At 71.0% G+C, this 19113-nt stretch carries 22 protein-coding genes; 8 read left to right on the top strand and 14 right to left on the bottom strand.

Going from position 1 to position 19113, the window contains the following annotated elements:
• The first annotated feature begins 5 nt into the window (after positions 1-5).
• The gene (locus C503_RS0113665; protein WP_018682779.1) at positions 6-1622 is read left to right on the top strand and encodes a serine/threonine-protein kinase; all 1617 of its coding nucleotides are present in this window, start codon (positions 6-8) and stop codon (positions 1620-1622) included.
• Positions 1623-1635: 13 nt separating this feature from the next.
• Here the strand turns inward: C503_RS0113665 and C503_RS0113660 are convergent, their stop codons facing one another.
• On the bottom strand, positions 1636-2319 hold the full coding sequence (locus C503_RS0113660; RefSeq protein ID WP_018682778.1) for a response regulator: 684 nt from the start codon (positions 2317-2319) through the stop codon (positions 1636-1638).
• A complete protein-coding gene (locus C503_RS0113655; protein WP_018682777.1) occupies positions 2316-3575 on the bottom strand; it encodes a PspC domain-containing protein in 1260 nt (419 codons plus the stop codon). The genes C503_RS0113660 and C503_RS0113655 overlap by 4 nt, the downstream gene beginning before the upstream one ends.
• Positions 3576-3723: 148 nt before the next feature.
• On the opposite strand from C503_RS0113655, the gene C503_RS0113650 reads away from it, so the two are divergent.
• Both C503_RS0113650 and C503_RS0113645 read left to right on the top strand, forming a co-directional pair.
• A complete protein-coding gene (locus tag C503_RS0113650) occupies positions 3724-5082 on the top strand; it encodes a PspC domain-containing protein (protein ID WP_018682776.1) in 1359 nt (452 codons plus the stop codon).
• Entirely contained in the window at positions 5075-5284 is a 210-nt protein-coding gene (locus tag C503_RS0113645) for a hypothetical protein (RefSeq protein WP_018682775.1), read from the top strand. The genes C503_RS0113650 and C503_RS0113645 overlap by 8 nt, the downstream gene beginning before the upstream one ends.
• Before the next feature lie 59 nt (positions 5285-5343).
• On the opposite strand, the gene C503_RS0113640 is transcribed toward C503_RS0113645, so the two are convergent.
• On the bottom strand, positions 5344-6243 hold the full coding sequence (locus tag C503_RS0113640) for a DMT family transporter (RefSeq protein ID WP_051114817.1): 900 nt from the start codon (positions 6241-6243) through the stop codon (positions 5344-5346).
• 133 nt (positions 6244-6376) lie between these two features.
• Between C503_RS0113640 and C503_RS0113635 the strand changes: the two genes are divergently transcribed.
• Positions 6377-7276, top strand: coding sequence for a LysR family transcriptional regulator (locus tag C503_RS0113635; protein WP_018682773.1), 900 nt, complete (start codon positions 6377-6379; stop codon positions 7274-7276).
• On the opposite strand, the gene C503_RS0113630 is transcribed toward C503_RS0113635, so the two are convergent.
• Positions 7273-7476 carry a hypothetical protein gene (locus C503_RS0113630; protein WP_018682772.1) on the bottom strand — a complete coding sequence of 68 codons (204 nt, stop codon included), beginning with the start codon at positions 7474-7476 and terminating at the stop codon, positions 7273-7275. The genes C503_RS0113635 and C503_RS0113630 overlap by 4 nt on opposite strands.
• A 172-nt stretch (positions 7477-7648) precedes the next feature.
• Here C503_RS0113630 and C503_RS43290 point away from each other — a divergent pair, with 172 nt between their 5' ends.
• Genes C503_RS43290 through C503_RS44525 form a run of 3 tightly spaced genes read left to right on the top strand, consistent with a single transcriptional unit; the run spans position 7649 to position 8893 of the window.
• Positions 7649-8479, top strand: coding sequence for a DUF5753 domain-containing protein (locus C503_RS43290; RefSeq protein ID WP_018682771.1), 831 nt, complete (start codon positions 7649-7651; stop codon positions 8477-8479).
• A gap of 13 nt (positions 8480-8492) precedes the next feature.
• Positions 8493-8699: a DUF397 domain-containing protein gene (locus C503_RS0113620; protein ID WP_018682770.1), complete on the top strand. Its 207-nt coding sequence runs from the start codon at positions 8493-8495 to the stop codon at positions 8697-8699.
• Positions 8700-8713: 14 nt separating this feature from the next.
• Positions 8714-8893: a DUF397 domain-containing protein gene (locus C503_RS44525; RefSeq protein ID WP_084477082.1), complete on the top strand. Its 180-nt coding sequence runs from the start codon at positions 8714-8716 to the stop codon at positions 8891-8893.
• On the opposite strand, the gene C503_RS0113615 is transcribed toward C503_RS44525, so the two are convergent.
• Complete coding sequence (locus tag C503_RS0113615) at positions 8871-9293, bottom strand: protein-tyrosine phosphatase family protein (RefSeq protein ID WP_026316272.1); 423 nt, start codon at positions 9291-9293, stop codon at positions 8871-8873. The genes C503_RS44525 and C503_RS0113615 overlap by 23 nt on opposite strands.
• A 36-nt stretch (positions 9294-9329) precedes the next feature.
• Positions 9330-10787 carry an aldehyde dehydrogenase family protein gene (locus tag C503_RS0113610; protein WP_018682768.1) on the bottom strand — a complete coding sequence of 486 codons (1458 nt, stop codon included), beginning with the start codon at positions 10785-10787 and terminating at the stop codon, positions 9330-9332.
• A 291-nt stretch (positions 10788-11078) separates the two neighbouring features.
• Between C503_RS0113610 and guaA the strand changes: the two genes are divergently transcribed.
• Positions 11079-12638 (top strand): glutamine-hydrolyzing GMP synthase, encoded by a 1560-nt coding sequence (guaA, locus tag C503_RS0113605; protein ID WP_018682767.1) that lies wholly within the window; start codon positions 11079-11081, stop codon positions 12636-12638.
• A 52-nt stretch (positions 12639-12690) separates the two neighbouring features.
• Here guaA and C503_RS0113600 read toward each other — a convergent pair whose 3' ends face one another.
• The 8 genes from C503_RS0113600 to C503_RS0113565 all read right to left on the bottom strand — a co-directional run bounded on the left by C503_RS0113600 (position 12691) and on the right by C503_RS0113565 (position 18955).
• Positions 12691-12912, bottom strand: a complete 222-nt coding sequence (locus C503_RS0113600) for a hypothetical protein (protein ID WP_018682766.1) — start codon at positions 12910-12912, stop codon at positions 12691-12693.
• Positions 12913-12916: 4 nt separating this feature from the next.
• On the bottom strand, positions 12917-14152 hold the full coding sequence (locus C503_RS0113595; RefSeq protein WP_156893190.1) for a hypothetical protein: 1236 nt from the start codon (positions 14150-14152) through the stop codon (positions 12917-12919).
• Between the two features lie 206 nt (positions 14153-14358).
• Positions 14359-14685 (bottom strand): hypothetical protein, encoded by a 327-nt coding sequence (locus tag C503_RS0113590; protein WP_018682764.1) that lies wholly within the window; start codon positions 14683-14685, stop codon positions 14359-14361.
• An 11-nt stretch (positions 14686-14696) separates the two neighbouring features.
• A complete protein-coding gene (locus C503_RS0113585; RefSeq protein ID WP_018682763.1) occupies positions 14697-15239 on the bottom strand; it encodes a hypothetical protein in 543 nt (180 codons plus the stop codon).
• 9 nt (positions 15240-15248) lie between these two features.
• Entirely contained in the window at positions 15249-17798 is a 2550-nt protein-coding gene (locus C503_RS0113580; protein ID WP_018682762.1) for a hypothetical protein, read from the bottom strand.
• Positions 17799-17801: 3 nt separating this feature from the next.
• A complete protein-coding gene (locus C503_RS0113575; RefSeq protein ID WP_156893189.1) occupies positions 17802-18125 on the bottom strand; it encodes a hypothetical protein in 324 nt (107 codons plus the stop codon).
• A 150-nt stretch (positions 18126-18275) separates the two neighbouring features.
• On the bottom strand, positions 18276-18584 hold the full coding sequence (locus tag C503_RS0113570; RefSeq protein ID WP_018682760.1) for a hypothetical protein: 309 nt from the start codon (positions 18582-18584) through the stop codon (positions 18276-18278).
• 62 nt (positions 18585-18646) lie between these two features.
• The gene (locus C503_RS0113565) at positions 18647-18955 is read right to left on the bottom strand and encodes a chorismate mutase (protein ID WP_026316270.1); all 309 of its coding nucleotides are present in this window, start codon (positions 18953-18955) and stop codon (positions 18647-18649) included.
• Positions 18956-19113 lie beyond the last annotated feature (158 nt).

Genomic DNA, 19113 nt, shown 5'->3' with positions numbered 1-19113 from the left:
CGGCAATGACCAGCGAGCAGACCCTGGTGGCGGGCCGCTACCGGCTCGGCAGGCGCATCGGCAGCGGGGCCATGGGCGTGGTGTGGCAGGCCCGCGACGAGCGGCTGCACCGGACGGTGGCGGTCAAGCAGCTGCTCTCCCAGCCGGGCCTGAGCGCCGACCTGGCCGAGGAGGCCCGGCTGCGGGCCATGCGCGAGGGCCGGATCGCCGCCCGGCTGGCGCACCCGAACGCGATCACCGTCTACGACGTGGCCGAGCACGACAACGAGCCCTGGCTGATCATGGAGTACCTGCCGTCCAAGAGCCTGGCGGCGGTGCTCACCGAGCGCGAGGTGCTGCCCCCGGTGGAGGCGGCCCGGATCGGCACCCAGGTGGCCGCCGCCCTGGTCGCCGCGCACGCGGCCGGGATCGTGCACCGGGACGTGAAGCCCGCCAACGTGCTGCTCGGCGAGGACGGCACGGTCAAGATCACCGACTTCGGCATCTCCCGGGCGCAGGGCGACATCACGGTCACCGCGACGGGCATGCTCGCGGGCACCCCCGCCTACCTGGCGCCGGAGGTGGCGAAGGGGGAGACCCCGACGCCCGCCGCGGACGTGTTCTCGCTGGGCTCCACGCTGTACACGGCGGTGGAGGGTCACTCGCCGTTCGGGCTGAGCGAGAACACCCTGGCCCTGCTCTATGCGGTGGCCGCGGGCAAGGTCAGCCCGCCGCGCCAGGCAGGCCCGCTGACCGCCCTGCTGATGCAGCTGCTGCGCGCCGACCCGCTCGAACGCCCGTCGATGACCGCCGCGAAGGACGCGCTGGCCGCCGTGGCCGCGGGCAAGCCGCTGCCGTCCCTGCTCAACCAGCGCACGGTCCCGGCCCCGATGCCGCCCCGCCCGCCGCAGTCACCCCCGCTGGGCACCCGGCTGGACGTCAACCCGTTCACCGACCCGACCCGCCGCCCCCCGACCCCACCCGGCGGCGTCAACCGCCCGCCGACCCCGCCCGGCGGCATCAGCGCCCCACCTCGCACACCCCCCGGCGGCGCGCGCCGGGTGCCGCCCGCGCCGGAACCCAAGAAGAAGCACGACGCCCGGTCGATCCTGCTGACCGTCCTGGCGATCGTGGCGGCCGCGCTGGTCGGCATCCTGGTGGCCAGCCTGATGTCGTCGTCGAAGAACTCGTCCCAGGCGGGCTCCCAGGGCGGGGTGTCCACATCGGTCACCACGGTCGCCATGACCTCGAAGACGACCACGACACCCCGCACGACGACCACGAGCCCGACCAAGACCACGTCCGCCACGACGACCTCGGACACCGGCCACTCGGCAGGCGACTACGAGTCGGCCCTGCGGGACTACTACGCCCTGCTCCCGGGCAACCCACAGGCGGCGTGGACGCTGCTCACGGACCGCGCCCAGTCCAAGTCCAAGGGCTACGAGTCGTTCTCCCGGTTCTACGACCGGCTGTCCGAGGTGCAGCTGGTGTCGGCGAAGGCCACCGGGGACAAGGTGAACGCCCAGATCAAGTTCACCACCAAGGAAGGCAAGTCCAGCCTGGAGCCGTACTCGTACGCCTTCGTCGACCAGGACGGCCAACTCAAGATCGACAACTTCGCCCAGGCCAAGAACGGCTGAGCCGGTCCCGGCCTCAGACCAGGCGCCGGTCGGAGGCCCAGCGGGAGAGTTCGTACCGGTTGGACAGCTGTGTCTTGCGGAGCACGCTCGACACATGCGTCTCCACCGTCTTCACCGAGATGAACAGCTCCGAGGCGATCTCCTTGTACGCGTACCCCCGAGCCAGTAAACGCAGCACATCCCGCTCACGCGGCGTCAGCAGGTCCAGCTCCGGATCACTGATCGGTGCCGCCCCCGGCCGGTCCGCGAACGCGTCCAGCACGAACCCGGCCAACCGCGGCGAGAACACCGCGTCCCCCTCCGACACCCGCAGCACGGCCGTCACCAGCTCCTGGCTGGAGATCGTCTTGGTGACATAACCCCGCGCGCCTGCCCGGATCACCGCGATCACGTCCTCGGCCGCGTCCGACACCGACAGCGCGAGGAACACCACCTCCGGGTGCGGCTTTCGCGACTGGCGCAGCACCTCCGCCCCGCCGCCGTCCGGCATGTGCACGTCCAGCAGCACCACGTCCGGCCGCAGGTGCGCGATCCCCGCGACCGCCTCGCCGACCGTGCCCGCCTCGCCGACGACCTCGATGTCGTCGGTGAGCGTGTCGAGCTCGGCGCGGACGCCCGCGCGGAACATGCTGTGGTCGTCGACCAGGTAGACCCGGACCGGGCGCTTCTCGGTCGGCGTCTCGGCTTGCTCGCTCATGTGGCCACTCTCGCACGCGGCATGTGCAGTTGTACCTCGGTCCCTTCGCCGGGCGCGGTGCGCAGCTTGATCTCGCCGCCGTGGCGTTCCATTCGGCCGCGGATGGAGTCGGCGAGGCCGTGCCGGTCCTCGGGGACCGCGTCCGGGTCGAAGCCCTTGCCGCGGTCGCGCACGAACACGGTGACCTTCTCCGCCTCGACCTCCGCGTACACCGACACCTCGGCGACCCCGGCGTGCTTGGCCGCGTTGACCATCGCCTCGCGGGCGGCCATCACCAGGGCGGTCAGCTTCTCGTCCAGCTCGCAGTCCCCCACCACGACCTGCTGGACCTTGATCGCGAACGTGTCCTCGACCTCGCCGGACGCCCGCGCCACCACCTCGGCCAGCGATCCGCCCATCGCGGCAGGCGCGTCGACCTGTCCGCGTCCGTACCCCGCGGGCCCGTACAGCCAGTTCCGCAGCTGGCGCTCCTGCCCCCGGGCCAGCCGCAGCACCTCCCGCGGCGCGTCCGCCTGCTTCTGGATCAACGCCAGCGTCTGGAGGACCGAGTCGTGCAGGTGGGCCGCGATCTCCGCGCGTTCCTCCGTGCGAATACGCGCACGCCGCTCGTCGCCCAGGTCGCGGACCATGCGCAGCCACCACGGCACGGTCAGCACGGCCACGCCGACCAGCGCGGCGACCACGGCCAGCAGCGCGAACTGCACCTGGCCCAGGCCGATGCTGCTGACCAGGAAGCTGACGATGCCGGTGGCCACGAGCAGCGCGCCGCCGAGCACCCGGAAGGTGGCCGACCGGCCGCCCGAGCCGAACACCGCGCCGCGCACCCGGCGCCGCCGGGACTGGTCGGCCTCCCGCCAGACCAGGGCCGCGCCGACCAGGGCCACCCCGACGGACGCCGCCACCCAGCCGTTGACCGTGCCGGACAGCGTGCCAGCGCCGATGGTCAGGCCGATGCCCAGCGCCATCAGGCCGAACGCCTGCTGCCGCTCGCGGCTGCCCACGGTCGGCGGCGGCGCGTCCGCGGGGGCCTGCGCCGCGAAGATCCAGAGCAGCCCGTAGGCCATCACCCCGGCCCCGCCAAGGGCGGAGAGCAGGGCGAATGCGATCCGCACCCAGAGCACGGGCACGCCGAGGTGGTCGGCGAGCCCGCCAGCGACCCCGGCCACGGCACGCCCGGTCCGGCGGCGGTACATCCGGTTCGGTTCCGGTTCCGCCACCGCGTTCGTCCGGGAGCGTTCGAGGTCCGCGTCCACCACCTCATGATCCCTGTGTTCCTGGACCGCTGTCTGCACATCAGAATGCTCACACGGCCCCCCGCCCGCCACATCGGGGTTGGACCCTGAAGGCGAAGTCAGGGTCGTTCCCGGATGCCGGATCCGCAGGTCGGCAGCGATGCTTGTCCCTGTGAGTGGCACATCCGACCAGGCGCGTGGCGCCGCGAGCGTGGAGGACACGCTCAAAGACTTCTGGGCGACCCGCCCGCGCAGGCCCCGGCAGGGCCGCAAGATCGCGGGCGTGGCCGCGGGCATCGGTGCGCGTTACGGCATCGATCCCGTCATCATCCGGGTGGCGTTCGCCGTCGCCACCTTCTACGGCGGCGCGGGCATCATCGCCTACCTGCTCGGCTGGCTGTTCCTCGCCGAGGTGGACGACGAGGTGTCGCCCGCCGAGTCGGCGGTCGGCAAGGGCCGCAGCGCCACGTCGACCCCGTTCACGCTGGCGCTGGCCATCGGCGTGCTGATCTCCGGCGGCGTGATGATCGACCACGACATGAGCGGCTGGCTGGGCGTGCTGGTGCTCGCCGGGCTGCTGTTCCTGCTGCACCGCGGCCGTGGTCACCTGGGCACGGTGCCCACCCCGCCGCCCGCCGACCCGGCCGCCGGGCCGACCACGACCATGCACGGGCACTTCGGGATGGGGAAGCTGGCGAGCCACGTGCAGTCGTTGGCGACCAACATGGGTCACTGCGGGCAGCCCGCCGGGCAGCAGACCACGCCGATGGCCGACGCGCGGGCGACGGCCCAGGCCGGTACCGACCCGTACGGCTACCCGACCGAGCCGCCCGCCTGGGACCCGCTCGGTGCGGCCCCGTTCGCCTGGGACCTGCCCGACCCGAACCCGTCGACGCCGGACCCGGAGCCACCGGCCCCGCGCCGCCGGTCCAAGGTCGGTCCGCTCGCGCTGGCGGTGTCGTTCCTGTTCGTGGGTGTCGCCGTGTTGGGCGGCGCGCAGGGCTGGGGCTGGTTCACCCCGCAGCACATCATCGGTGTGGTGCTGGCGGTGCTCGGCTTCGGCATGGTCTACGGCGCGTTCGCCGGGGGCGGCCGCGGCCTGTCCTGGCTGGCGATCATGCTGTCGATCGCGGGTGTCGGGATGACGGTGGTGTGGCCGCAGGGGTTCACGCTGACCAACATCGGCGACCTGAACGCGGCGCCGACCAGCCTGGAGCAGGTCGCGCCGAGCTACCAGCGCAACATCGGCTCGGTCGTGGTGGACCTGCGGGACCTGCCCAGCTCCGGGGTGGTGCGGACGGAGGCACTGGTCAACGTGGGGGACGTGAACGTGATCGTGCCGCCGACCGCGGACGTGACCTTGCGCTGCACCGCCCACCTGGGTGACGTGAACTGCCTGGACGAGCACCAGAGCGGGGCAAACCGGTCGATGACCGTGGTGGACTACGGCACCGACGGGCCGGGCGGCCTGAAGATCGACCTGGAGGCGCGCGCCGACGGCGCCGGAAGTGTGGAGGTGTCCCGTGGCTGACGAGACCAAGCCCGCTCGCCGGATCGACGGCGTCACCCTGGTCGTGGGAATCCTGGCCCTGCTGGCCTCGGCCTATGTGCTGACCGACGGCTCGGCCTGGCTGCCCAGCTCGTTCGACCTGCGCTGGCTGGTCGCGGGTGTCGCGGTCCTGGTCGGGTTGCTGTTGCTCGGCGGCTCGCTGCGGAAGAACAAGCGGCGATAGCCGACCCCACTCACACCTCGAACGGCCCGGTCGCCCCCAGTCGACCGGGCCGTTCGGCGTCAGCGGGACTCGGCGAGCGCGCCGGTGGTGTCCTCGGCGAGCACCGGGGACGGGAGCTTCCTGCGCCAGCGGGTCATGCCGACGCCGACCAGCACGACGAGCATGCCGATGATCACCCGGGGGTTCAGGTCCTCGCCCAGGAAGGCGGCGCCGAGCAGCACGGACACGACCGGGAGCAGGTAGCCGACGGTGGTGGCGTTGGTCGGGCCCTCGTCCGCGATGAGCCGGTAGTTGATGGCGTAGGCGGCGCCGGTGCCGAGCACGCCGAGGACCGCGACGGCGACCAGCGTCCAGCCGTCCGGGTGGATGTGGTCGAGGCCGCCCATGGGCAGGGTCAGCGAGGTCAGCCCGGTGGCGACGAGGAGCTGGGCGGCGCACAGCGCGAGCGGCGGGGTGCCCCGGCCCGCGAGCGTGCGGCCGATGTAGGTGTAGGCGACGGCGTAGCTGGCGGCGGCGGCCAGGATGAGAACCGATCCCCAGCTCGCCAGCCCGGCCCGCTGCCACGGCGCGAAGATCAGGAGTGTGCCCGCGAAGCCGAGCAGCAGGCCGACGAGCCGGACTGGCCGCATCCCGCGCTCGGTGCCGATCAGGACGCCGATGAGCAGCGCCCAGAGCGGTGTGGTCGCGTTCAGCACGCCCGCCACGCCGGAGTCCACGGTCTGTTCGCCGATGCCGAACAGCACGAACGGCAGCGTGTTGCCGAAGAAGGCGGCCACGACCAGGTGACCCCAGATCCGGGGTCGGTTGGGCAGCCGCAGTCGCGCGAAGTAGCAGAGGGCGACGACGACCAGGGCGCCCAGCACGCTGCGCGCGATCGCGATCTGCACCGGGGACAGGCCGTTGAGCGCCAGCTTGATCCAGAGATAGCTGGATCCCCAGAGCAGGGCGAGCACGCCCATGCGGAGCAAGGTGCCACGGCCGCCGGTGATCACTGTGCCTGTCCTCCTGTCGGGTCATCCCATCGGCAACGATGAACCCTGGGTTAGGACAGGACAAGTGAAATGTCCTGGATGGATCGTTAAGCTGTCCTACATGCTCGACCTGCGCAGACTCCAGGTGTTGCGGGCCGTGGTCACCAGCGGATCGGTGACCGCCGCCGCGACGAACCTCGGCTACACGCCGTCGGCGATCAGTCAGCAGATCGCCGCCCTGGAGAAGGAGGCGGGCGTGGCGCTGATGGAGCGAGTGGGGCGCGGCGTCCAGCCGACGGCGGCCGGGCTGTTGTTGACCGAGCACGCGGCGATCATCAGCAAGCAGGTGTCCGAGGCCGAGACGGCGTTGGCCGACCTGCGCGCGGGCCGTACGGGCCGACTGGCGATCCGCTACTTCGCGACGGCCGGGGCCGCGTTGGTGCCACCCGCGCTGGCGCGGTTGCGGCGTGATCATCCGGGGGTGCAGGTCGACCTCAAGCTGTTCGACCCGGAGGACCCGCTGCCCGAGGTGGTCCAGGGCCGTGCGGATCTGGCGATCGTGGTGCACCCGAGGCAGATCATCCCGCCGGGCATCCAGTTCACGCACCTGCTGGACGACCCGTATCGGGCGGTGTTGCCGCGCGGCCACCGGCTGGCGAGCAAGCGCGTCATCGACTTGGCGGACTTGGCGGACGAGCCGTGGGTGGGCAACGAATGGCCCTCGGGCCCGTGCCTACAAATCATCTATGATGCGTGCGGGGCGGCTGGGTTCACGCCGAACGTGGTGGTCGAGAGCGAGGACTACACGAACGCCCAGGGTTTCGTCGCGGCAGGCCTGGGGGTCAGCCTGATCCCGGTGATGGGCCTGGTGAACCAGCACCCCGGGGTGGTCGTGCGCCGGATCCGCCACCCGGAGCCGATCCGGGTGATCAACGTGGCGGTCCGGGAGACCTCGATCGGCCAACCGGCCCTGATGAGCCTGATCGAGGCCCTCCGCGACGCGGCCGCCGGGGCGCGCTAGTCCTCGTTCTCGAACTGGTCGAGCTTGGCCACGGCCGCTGCGGCGGTGGTGGCGAGCTTCTCGAATCCTTCGCGGTCGGCGGCCACGGTGATGGTGTTGGTCCGGTCGTCGCTGAGGAGGAGGCGGACCTCCCCGGGCCCGGTCGCCTCGATCCGGACGTCGGAGGTGTAGCCGAGCTCGACCCAGACGTCTGTAGACATAGCGCCACCGATAGTCATGAAACGACTCCCTGTTCTCTCGATCAACGTGTCGCCATGCTAGAACTGAGTCTCAGCCTGATGCGGCAACCAAACGGGTGAAACTGAGACTCAATTGGGTGCCCTGTGGACAACTTCGGGTAGCCCGAGCCGATCTTCGGCAGGATGCTGAGCCATGGTTGAGGAAGATCCGGACCCCGTCGTCCAGCGCCTGATCTGCGGTGAGAAGGCCAGGGAGTGGCGACTGAAGCGCGGCGTCGAACTGGTCGACGCCGATGCCGCGCTGGGCAAGTACCGGGGCAAGCTGAGCAAGATCGAAACGGGCATGCTGGCCCCCAAGCCCGACGAGGTCAACATCCTCGTCGAGCTGTACCAACTCGGCGGCGCCGCCGAGGACGACTTTCGCCGTCTGGCGAGTGCTGCTCGCAAGCGGACCACCGCGCCCTCGAACAGGGGCGAGGAGTTGCGCTACATCAGTCTGGAGCGATCGGCCTCCGAGATTCGGATGATTTATCCCGAGGTTCCGGGTCTATTGCAGACCGAGGAATACGGCCTGGCAGGGCTGGCGAAGTCCACCTACTTCAGCGCCGCGGACTTCCCCAGGCTTGCCCGCGCTCGGGTCGAACGTTCCAGCCGACTGTTGGCTCCCTCCGGCCCGCGCGTGTTCGCGGTATTGGGGGAAGCGGCCTTGCACTACGAGGTCGGCGGTCGAGATGTTCTTCTTCGCCAGCTTGAATGGCTACGGGAGATCGCCGATCTGGAGACTGTGGCGATTCGCGTCTTTCCGTTCACCGCAGGTGGAAACCCGGCATTGACCTGCCCCTTCACTCTGCTGCACATCCCCGCGCCAACCCGGACGATTGCCTATGTCGAGACGCTCACCGGGGCGGACTACGTGAAGGCCACCCAGCCGTATGGCTCTGCCTTCACGCTCGCCTGGGAAGAGGCGGAAAGCGAGGAAGACACGCGTGTCAGACTGGAGAGGAGGATCGCCGATCTCAGTTGAAGGGTGATGACCCGTGTATGACAGCGGCCTGCGTTGGCGTAAGAGCAGCCGAACGAACGGTGGCAACGGGGCGCAGTGTGTCGAGTTGGCCTGCCTGGACCACGGCGGCGCGATCAGGGACACCAAGCAGCAGTCTGGTCCGATGCTGACGGTCGATGCGAGGGCCTTCCGGACCTTCCTGTCCACTGCCGCCGCTGGGAGGCTTGACCTGGAGCACTAGCGATCGGGGCAGATATGCGTTGGCGCACGAGCAGCTTCACGAGCGGCGCAGGCGGTGCCCAGTGCGTCGAGCTGGCTTGCTTGGACCATGGTTGTGTCATCCGGGACAGCAAGCAGCGGTCTGGGCCGACACTGGTCGTCGGCTCGGCCGCCTTCCAGGGGCTCCTTGCCTTTAGCCGTAAGGAAACTGCCTGACCCAGCGGGCCTGCCAAGGCGTCTCGACCGCGCGCGGGTGGTGGTGTTCGCGGGCCCAGGCGACCGCCTGGGCCGGGTCGATCCCCGTCAGGATCGCCAGGCACGCGACCACCGTCCCCGTCCGGCCGATCCCGCCGCCGCAGGCGACCTCCACCGGCCTCCCGGCCTGGGCCCGCTCCAGCAAGTCCCGGATCAGGCGGGTGGCTTCCACAGAGTCCTTCGGCAGCCAGAAGTCCGGCCACGCAATCCACTCGTGTGGCCAGGTCAGCCTCACATCAAAGCGCCCGCGAAGCTTGTTCCCGCCCAGGTATAGGCCGTATTCCGGACTATCGGGCTCGCTCGCGCGCAGGCCCCGGGCTCGAACCGACGTTCCATCCGGTAGTGCGAGGGGAGGCGTCATCCGGTCATCTAACCGGATGGCGCCTCCCCGTCTTGATCACAGGTCGATGCCCGACAGCACCATGATCTGCTCTTCGGTGAAGTCGTTCATCGCCGAGCGGAGGCCCTCCCGCCCCGTCCCGGATCCCTTCACCCCGCCGTACGGCATCTGGTCGGCCCGGTAGGACGGCACGTCACCGATCACCACGCCGCCGACCTCAAGCTCAGCCGACGCCTTGAACGCGACCTGCAGGTCATGCGTGAACACGCCTGCCTGGAGGCCGTAGTCCGTCCCGTTGGCGATCTCGAACGCCTCGTCCAGGCTGTCGACCACCGTCACCACGAGTACCGGCCCGAAGACCTCCTCGCATGACACCTTCGCCGTCTGCGCGACATCCGTCAGCACGGTCGGCGCCACCGTCGCCCCGCTGCGGGTACCGCCGGTGAGCAGCTTGGCGCCCGCCGCGACCGCTTCCTCCACCCAGTCCGCCACGCGCTCGGCGTTGCGCTCGTCGATCAGCGGGCCGACGTCCACCGACGGGTCGTGCGGGTCGCCGGTGACCAGGGACTCGACCTGGGCCACCAGCTTCGGGATGAACTCGTCCGCCTTGGAGCGGTCGACCACGACCCGCTGCACCGAGATGCACGACTGGCCGGCCTGGTACATGCCGAACGTGGCCACTCTCTTGGCCGCGAAGTCCAGGTCCGTCCAGTCCGCGCAGATGATCGCCGCGCTGTTGCTGCCCAGCTCCATCACCACGTGCTTGCGCGGGGCCGCCGCGCTGATGCCGTGCCCGACGCCCGTGGAACCGGTGAACGAGATGACCGGCAGGCGCGGATCCTCGATCAGCTGGCTCATCGCCGAGCCGCGCACCGGCAGGACCGCGAACGCGCCCGGCGGCAGGTCGGTCTCGGCCAGGATCTCGCCCAGCAGCAGCGACGACAGCGGGGTCGCGGACGCGGGCTTCACGATCACCGGGGCACCGACCGCCAACGCCGGGGCGACCTTGTGCGCGACCAGGTTGAGCGGGAAGTTGAACGGCGCCACGGCCAGCACCGGCCCGCGCGGCCGCCGCCGGATGACGCCCAGCCTGCGCTCACCGGCCACGTCCGTGTCCAGGCGTTGCAGCTCGCCGACGTGCCTGCGGGCCTCCTCGGCGGCGAACCGGAACACCGACACCGCCCGACCCACCTCGATGGTGGACCACTTGAGCGGCTTCCCGTTCTCCGCGGTGATCGTCTCGGCGATCTCCTCGGTGCGCTCGGCCAGGGTGTGCGACACGTGCTCCAGTGCCGCCGCCCGCACGTGCGCCGGGGTGGATCGGAACGGCTTGGCGGCGGCCGCCGCTGCCGCGATGGCCTCTTCCACCTGCTCGCGCGTGGGCACCGACACGGTGGCGACGTCGGTCCCGTCGTACGGGTGCCGGACGTCGAGCGTGTCCTCGCTGTCCTGCGGCCTGCCGGACACCCAGAACGGGCGCGGCTTGGCCACGATGGCGTCTTGTCCGTCGGTCATGGCCTAACGGTAGGCCGCGATCGGACGCGTGGCTTGGCCAAGAAGGCCCCGGGTTAGGATGGCGGCGGCTGACCGACGATGGTGACTAGGGTTCCGCCGCGCCGCAGGTGGGCGCGGGTCTGGTTCGAGCGTCACGGAAAGCCCGCGCGGCCAGGTGCGCGGGCAGGCACCGCCGGGCGAGAAACCCAGGGTGGGACCGGTCGGCACGCGAGCGCGCGCGCTCGGGTGCCGAGACGTGTCCCCTGCCTCTCGTGCTCCGGGCGTTCGCGGACGACCGAAGGTGGTTTCTGCATGACCGACAGTAAGCGTCCGGTCCTGGTCGTGGACTACGGCGCCCAGTACGCCCAGCTCATCGCCCGCCGGGTGCGCGAGGCCCAGGTCTACTCCGAGGTGGTCCCGCACACCGCGGCCGTGGCCGACCTGCTGGCCCGCGACCCGGCGGCGATCATCCTGTCCGGCGGCCCGGCCAGCGTCTACGCCGAGGGCGCGCCCGCCGTCGACCCCGCGCTGTTCACGGCGGGTGTCCCGGTGTTCGGCATCTGCTACGGCTTCCAGGCCATGGCGCGCGCGCTCGGCGGCGTCGTCGAGCACACCGGTACCCGCGAGTACGGCCGCACGGACCTCGCTCCGGACGACGGTGTCCTGCACGATGGTCTGCCCGTTCGGCACCCGGTGTGGATGAGCCATGGCGACTGCGTGACCAAGGCGCCGGAGGGTTTCACCGTGACCGCGTCCAGCGCGGGCGCGCCGGTGGCCGCGTTCGAGGACACCGAACGGCGCTTCGCGGGCGTCCAGTACCACCCGGAGGTGCACCACTCGCCGCACGGCCAGGAGGTGCTGCGCCGGTTCCTGCACGACGTGGCCGGGGTTCGTCCACAGTGGACCACGGCGTCCATCGTGGACGAACAGGTCGAGCGGATCCGCACCCAGGTCGGCGACGGCCGGGCCATCTGCGGCCTGTCCGGCGGGGTCGACTCCGCGGTCGCCGCCGCGCTCGTCCAGCGGGCCATCGGGGACCGGCTGACCTGCGTGTTCGTCGACCATGGCCTGTTGCGCGCAGGCGAACGCGCCCAGGTGGAGCGCGACTACGTGCGGGCGACCGGTGTCCGACTGGTCACTGTGGACGCACGGGAGCGGTTCATGTCCGCGTTGGCCGGGGTGACCGACCCCGAGGAGAAGCGGAAGATCATCGGCCGCGAGTTCATCCGCGTCTTCGAACAGGCCGAACTGGACCTCCAGACCGAGGCGGGCGGCGACAAGTACCGGTTCCTGGTCCAGGGCACCCTCTACCCGGACGTGGTCGAGTCCGGCGGCGGCACCGGCGCGGCCAACATCAAGAGCCACCACAACGTCGGCGGCCTGCCGGACGATCTCGACTTCGAGCTGGTCGAGCCGCTGCGCGCGCTGTTCAAGGACGAGGTCCGCCGGGTCGGCCTTGAGCTGGGCCTGCCCGAGACCATCGTCTACCGGCAGCCGTTCCCCGGCCCCGGCCTGGGCATCCGCATCATCGGCGAGGTCACCCCGGCCCGCCTGGAGATCCTCCGCGCCGCCGACGCCATCGCCCGCGAGGAGCTCACCGCCGCCGGTCTCGACCGCGACATCTGGCAGTGCCCGGTGGTGTTGCTCGGCGACGTCCGCAGCGTCGGTGTCCAGGGCGACGGCCGCACCTATGGCCACCCGGTGGTTCTCCGGCCGGTGTCCAGTGAGGACGCGATGACGGCGGACTGGACCCGACTGCCGTATGACGTGCTGGAACGCATCTCGACGCGGATCACCAACGAGGTCGCCGAGGTCAACCGGGTGGTGCTGGACGTGACCAGCAAGCCCCCGGGCACCATCGAGTGGGAGTGAGCCGGAACGGCCCGATCACCATCCGGTGGTCGGGCCGTTCTGGGTCGCGGCACTACTGGTTGCGCATCCAGCTGGCCGAGAACACGCCCGTGTCGGAGGGGTCGTCCGGTTGCGGGTGGCGACGGCGCGGTTCGGGGCGGTCGCGTTGGTCCAGTTGGGACAGATCGGACTCGTAGGTGGCGCGGGAGCGTTCCAGGGAGTCGGTAAGTGCCGCGCTGATCTGCTCGAATCGGGCACGGATGGCGCGGACCGCCGGGTCGGACTCATCGGTCACCGGGTCACCTCTTGGCCCGGTTGGCCGGGTCCTCGCCGACGATGCCGTCGAAGTGCGCGGCCGGGTCCTCGTCCTCGAACAGGCTGCCGACCAGACGCCACTGACTCGCCTTGCGCTCGGTGTCGCCGCCGCCCTGGCCGCCGCCACCGCCCATGCCGCCCATCCCCATCCCGCCCATGCCGCCGCCCGTGCCACCCTGCGGCGCGCCACCGGCCGCCGGGCCGCCCGACTGGGCTGACGCCGCAGGCTGCGGCTCCATGGTGACCGGGGCCTCCGCACTGGTCGCGGCTCCCGCCGCCAGCGGATTCGCCGAGGACGTCTCCCCGCCCCCGCCGCCACCTGTCCCGACACCAGCGCCGCCTGCTCCACCCGCGCCCGTGCCTGCGCTGCCCGCCCCGGCGCCGCTTGCGCCATCGGCACCTGTCCCGGCGCCGGTGAGGGCGTTCGGGCCGGTGCTCGGGGTGGCGGGGGCGGGTTTGGCGGGGTCCACGACGTACTTGGTCGGTCGACCGTCGCCGTCGTCGACGGTGATGCCGAGACCGCCGCCGGTGGTGTCGACGGTGACCGCGTGCTTCGGATCCCGGAACGTCACCCGCGCACCGTCCGAATGGGACGGACTGGTCGCCGACGACGGAGTGGTCACCGGTGCGAACGGCTCGGTCGACACTCCACGTTGGACAGATGTGAACGCCTGCCACGCCCGGACTGTCGCATCGTGGACAGCGTGCAGGTCGCGCCGGAACCGTGCCACGGCAGCGGTGTAGCGGGCACTGTAGTCGTCCAGGTAGGTGATCACTTCGCCGCTGGGCCAGGGCTCACCGGTCATGCCGTTGAGATTGATCGCACCGGTCCGCAACTGGTCGGCGGTATACGACCGCGACAACGCGTCCAACCGATCAATCTGCGCAAGCCGCGTCCGCAGGTCGTCCACCTGAACCCCGCGCAGCGTGCCCGCCTGATCAGCCCACCCGTGCAGCGCGTCGGCCGCCACCTTCCGAGCACTGTCCAACGCCGTGGTCAGTCGAACCAACCCGTCATGCCACGTTCCCGCCGCAGTGGCCAGCGCGTCGAACCTGGTCGCCGCCTGATCGGCTCCGCGCCCCGCCCACGTGTCGGCTAGCCGAGTCCGTAATCCACCGGCCCCGGCCCGCAACGCGTCCGCGGCCCTAGCTAATGCTGTCAACCGCTCGTGTGCGGCCGTGAGGGCGCCGAACTCGGCCCCCCGCAGATCGTCGACCAACCGCTCGTCCGCCGGTCCCCATGGCGCCTGTGCCCAACCCCCACGAGCGACCGGATGTTCCCGCCAGCGCTGGAAAACCACTCCACCGTCCTGTAAGGACAGAGCTTTTCGGGGCCTGGCAAGCACTCCATCCAACAACACGTCAGCCGTGTCCTGCGGATCAGCGGGCGACGGCTCGGCCAACGCCGCCCGCACGGCACTCGCGGTCATCGCTCACCGGCTCGGGTGATGTGGCGGGCTGCCTCCTCGTCGGTGTCCACCAGGCGGCGGGTGGCTTCCGAGAGGCCGGAGACCATGGTCTCCACCTCGGGGATGGCTCGCTCGAACGAGTCCAGCATTCGCTCGGTCGACGCGGTGAACGCGGCTCCCGCCTCGGCGCCGATGGTGCCGAACTGGCGTGGCGTAAGGCTTTCCGCGCGGGCGAAGGCGAGTACCTCGTCCAGTGCCGCGCGCAGGTCGGTGGCCTCGCGGGTGAGTGCGGCGACCGCTTCCTGGTCGACGCTGAGTACTCCCCGGGGGTTGTCCGTGGGCACGGGGCGCTCCCTCAGCGTAACCAGCTGCGGCCGGACCAGTCGTCGTCATCCTCGACCGGGGTGGGGCGTCGGGGCTTGACCGGCTGCCGTGATGATTGTGCAGGCTGTGCTGGTTGTCCTGGTTGCGGCGCGGACTCCTCGTCCACGGTGAAGTCCAGGAAGCGGTCCCGGGCGGGCGTCGGCGTCGGCTCGGGAGCGGTCGGAGGTGCCGGGGGAGCCTGGGAAACCGGCGGCACCGGGGTGGGCGCTGGCCGACGCGGTTCCTCGTCGCCGAAGGACAGCACCGTCGGCTTCGACTCGCGTTGCCACGTCGTCGGTTTCGCCTGTTCCTCCGCCTGCTTGCGGGCGAACTCCGCCTTGGCCGCCTCGTGCGCGGCGTCGATCCCCGGCTTCTGCTCGGCGTACAGTCGGTCCCGCTCCGCCGCCTCGGCGTCGTGCCGGGCCAGGTCGGTGGCGAACTGTTCGCCGATGTCGTTCACCCGCGCCGCGTGCTGGGCGGAGATGTCCTCGTACCGGGCCAGGATCTGCCGCGTCTCCACACTGATCTCGGACATGCCCGCCCCCTACCGGTTCCCGTCGAGACTGCCCGCGATCCGCGCTTCGGCCTCGGCGTAGTCATCGTCGAAGAGCTGGCCGGAGGTACGCCACTGCGAACCGCCGCGCTCCGCGTCACCGCCGCCACCACCCGCGCCGCCGCCACCCATGGCGCCCATGGGCATACCGCCCATCGCGGACCCAGCTTGACCGCTCGCCTGATCGTGCCCACCGACCTGCGCACTGGCCAGCGACGCCTCACCCGCGCCGGATGCCTGCGTGTCGCCGTTGTCGTGGCCGCCGTGGCTGTCGTGACCGTTGCTGTGGTCACCGGGGTGGTCCTGGCGCAGCGCGTCACCCGTCGGGTCGTCGAAGACACTGCCCGCCGCACCCCAGGAACCGCCGCCATCACTCGCGGCGAACGTGGACTGGTGCGCGAAGGCGTCCCGGGAACCCGCGTCCGCGTTGCCGGACATCGCGGCAGCCGAACCCGCACCGTCAGCCCCGGGTCCGCCCATGACCGATCCACCGGAACCATGACCACCCGAGACCGCCGTGGCCGAGCCGTCCCCCGAAACCGGGCCGTTGGCACTATGGGTGCCCGGGACTCCCGAGGTCGAGCCATCTGCGCTACCCGGACCGCCGTGCACACCCGCGCGCGGATCCGCGGGGCCACCGTCCACACGGGACGTAGCGCCCTGCGCCTGGGCGGGCGAGTCGTCCGCGTCCACGGTGTAGGTGACCGGATGCCCGGTCCCGTCGTCCACCGTGATCCGCACGCTGTCCGGCGAGTCGGCAGGCCGCTCGGCCGTGATCGTCAGGTCACCGTCGTGGATGACAGCCTTACCGTCCGCCCCGGCCTGCACGTGCTGCACCGACGGATCCGACTGCGTGCTGCCCTCCGGCCCGAACGACCCGGTCACCGGCTTGCCGTCCGGCCCGATCACCGGCTGCCCGTCCGGCCCGACAACAATCGGCTGACCATCCGGCCCGAGCACGGTCTGCGCACCGGCCACCGGCTTCCCGTCGGCCCCGATCGCCTGCGACCCGCCGACCGGCTGTCCAGCCGACCCCGCGTGCCCATCGGTCACCGGCTTGCCGTCCGGTCCGACCACGGGCTGCCCGTCCGCGCCGACCACCGGCTTGCCGTCCGGCCCGACACCACCGCTGCCCGCGCTGAAATCCAGGTCGTAGGTCTTCGGCTTGCCGGACCCGTCGTCCACGGTGACCTTGACGTGCCCCTGCCCGTCCGGGCTCTGCACCCCGATCGTCCGGTCCCCGTCCTGGATGGTCACCGTCTCCGGCGCGCTCAGGCTCGGCGGCTGCGGAGTCGGCGGCTGCGGGGTACCCGGCACCGAGCTCGGGTCCGTCGCCCCCGGCTCGGGCATCTTCGGCGGTTCCACATTGGCGGGCTGGGTGGGCATCCCGGTACCGGTGTTGCCCGTCCCGGGGTTGCCGGTACCGGTCCCCGGGTTGTCCTGCCCCTGGTGACCGTCGCCGGGCTGGTCCTTGCCCGGGTGGTCGTCGCCCTTCTCCTCGGGCGGTGGCGGGTTCGCCGACGCCAGCGAGAGCTTGGCGAACGGGTCCGTCGACAGGGTGATGGTCGCCGAGCGCAGCTCGTCCCAGGCGGACTTGACGGTCCGCACCGTCTCATCGATCTGCTTGCGCAGGTTCTGCATCGTGAGGTGGTAGCACTCGCAGTAGTCGTTGAGCTCGTTGCAGATCTCGTTCGACCACCGGTTGTCGCCCTCGGTGAGCTTCACCGCGCCGGGGGTGTGCAGTTCCTGGGGGTTGGAGGGGGTCACCGAGGTGAACAGGCCGCCTGCCGGGCTGAAGGCGAACTGGGTGATGTCGCCGCCGGTGCTGGACACTTCCTTGTCGTTCCAGCCACCGCGGTAGACGCCGTTCTTGATGGCGTCGTTCATCTCGCCCATGTAGATCATGTAGTTGTCGCGTTCGGACCGGTTGATCGGGAAGCCGTTGAGGCCGTCGGCGTACTTGCCGAAGCGGTCGGTCATCGACTTGCCGCCGACATCGGACCGGTCGGCGAACTGGGACAGCTTCTGCACCGCCTCGCGGGTGGCCTGCCAGGCGCCGCCGATGTGGTCGCGCAGCTGGCCGACGGCGGTCGCGTAGTCCTGGCTGGTGCCCCGCAGGTCGTTGATCTTGGTGACGGCCGCCTCGCCCGCCTTGCTGGTCCAGCCGCCCTGCAGCTTGCCGGAGACCGCGCTCGCCGCCCCGTCGATCTTGCCTGCGGCCGCGGCGAGGTTGTCCAGCCTGCCCCGGGCGCCCCAGAGGAACCCCCAGTTGATGACCTTCAACTGGTACAGGCCGCCGCCCGGGTCGGTCTTCTCCTGGTCGCCCTCGCCCGCGACCTTCTCGGTCCACCGGCCTTTGTTCGCGGGCAGGCAGGCCGGGTGGTCGCGCCACATCTGGTAGAGGAAGCCGAGCTTGGCCGGACCCATCTGCTGGATGTACTTCTCCAGCCCCTCCAGCATCCGGGCCGACTCGTCCTCGGTGTGCACGTTCGCGGGGGTCTGCAGGGTGTCGACGACGTCCTGGCTGAAGCGGTTCGGCATCGCTTACTTCCCCTCGACCTGCGCCAGGCCCCACGCGTTGTCCACGTCGGTGCCCTTGGTCGCCTTGGCGGAGGCGTCGATGCGCTGCGCGGCTTCCGTGCAGAACTGCGCGGCCTTCCCGACCGAGGCGGCCAGGGCCTGCACCGCCCCGTTGAAGGAGTTGAACGCGGCGTTGCCGTTGGTCGTGCCGCCGAAGTGCTCGACCTTGAGCCCGTCCCCGGTGGCATAGGCCTGGACGTCCTGCACCGACACGGCCAGGTCGGCCATGTCCTGACCGGCGGACCGGACCACCTCGTGGTCCATCTGCATGGTCTCGTCTAGTGGCACCGCTCCCCCTTGTGTCCCCTCGGGTGAATCCCCCACTCGGACGTGGCGCACCGTGCGCCGGTGCCGTCGCGTACGCAAAGGAATGTACCCAGGTGAGGAGCTGTGGCGCGCCCGAATGGGGTAATTGCCCCACTCACTGTGGCGTGCGCGTCACCTGTCGCCGCGGTAGCGCTGCATGGTCTTGGACAGCGAGTTGCTCGCCACCGTGCCGGAGCCCGCCGCGAGCAGGATGGCCAGCACGTCGGCCGCCCCGCCGCCCGCGGTCAGCAGCCAGGCGAGCGCGGCGCCCGCGGTGGTGATGCCGACCACGGGCCACCGGCCACGCACGTACTGGGCGACGGGATTGCCGCTGACCCCCCGCTTCCGGGCGGCCGAGTTGAGCAGCGCGAGATAGGCGCCGTGGCCGAGGGCGGCCACCAGGGCGACGAGGGCGACAAGGACCGCGATGAGATCGAGCATGTGTCCAGTCTGCCCCAGTCGCGGTCGGACCGGATGCGGGGAAATCCCCTAGCCGACCCTGGTCATCGACCCAGCTTGCCGCGGCCCAGGTCGAGCAGGGCCATGGCCAGCTCGCGGCCCGCCGGGCCCAGCTCGCGGTAGCGGGCCAGCACGTCCATCTCCCGGTTGACCACGATCCGCGGGCCACCGGCCGCCATCCGCGCCGCGCCGATCGTGCGGGACACCTCGGCCCGGCGTTTGACCAGGCGCAGGATCTCCCGGTCCAGCTCGTCGATCTCCTGGCGCAGCTCGGCGACCTCTTCCGGCGCGGGCAGTTCCACCCCTGGCCTGGGTTCGCCGGTCTGCTTATCGCCGTTCACGGTGGAGTTCATCGTCATCCCTCGACAGGTCCGGCCCAGGTCCCGCGTCCCCGCAAGCAACGAAGCCCCGGGTCCGAGGACTCCGGGGCTTCGCGGTGGTCTGGTGTACCTACGCCACTACGGGAGCCGGAGTCCGGTTCCCGTAAAAAAACTCGTAGCAGCAGCGCAGC

The sequence above is a fragment of the Actinokineospora enzanensis DSM 44649 genome (assembly GCF_000374445.1).
In the GTDB taxonomy this organism is placed as follows: domain Bacteria; phylum Actinomycetota; class Actinomycetes; order Mycobacteriales; family Pseudonocardiaceae; genus Actinokineospora; species Actinokineospora enzanensis.
Note: the sequence above shows the minus strand (reverse complement) of the source record. Positions and strands in the feature narration are given on the sequence as shown.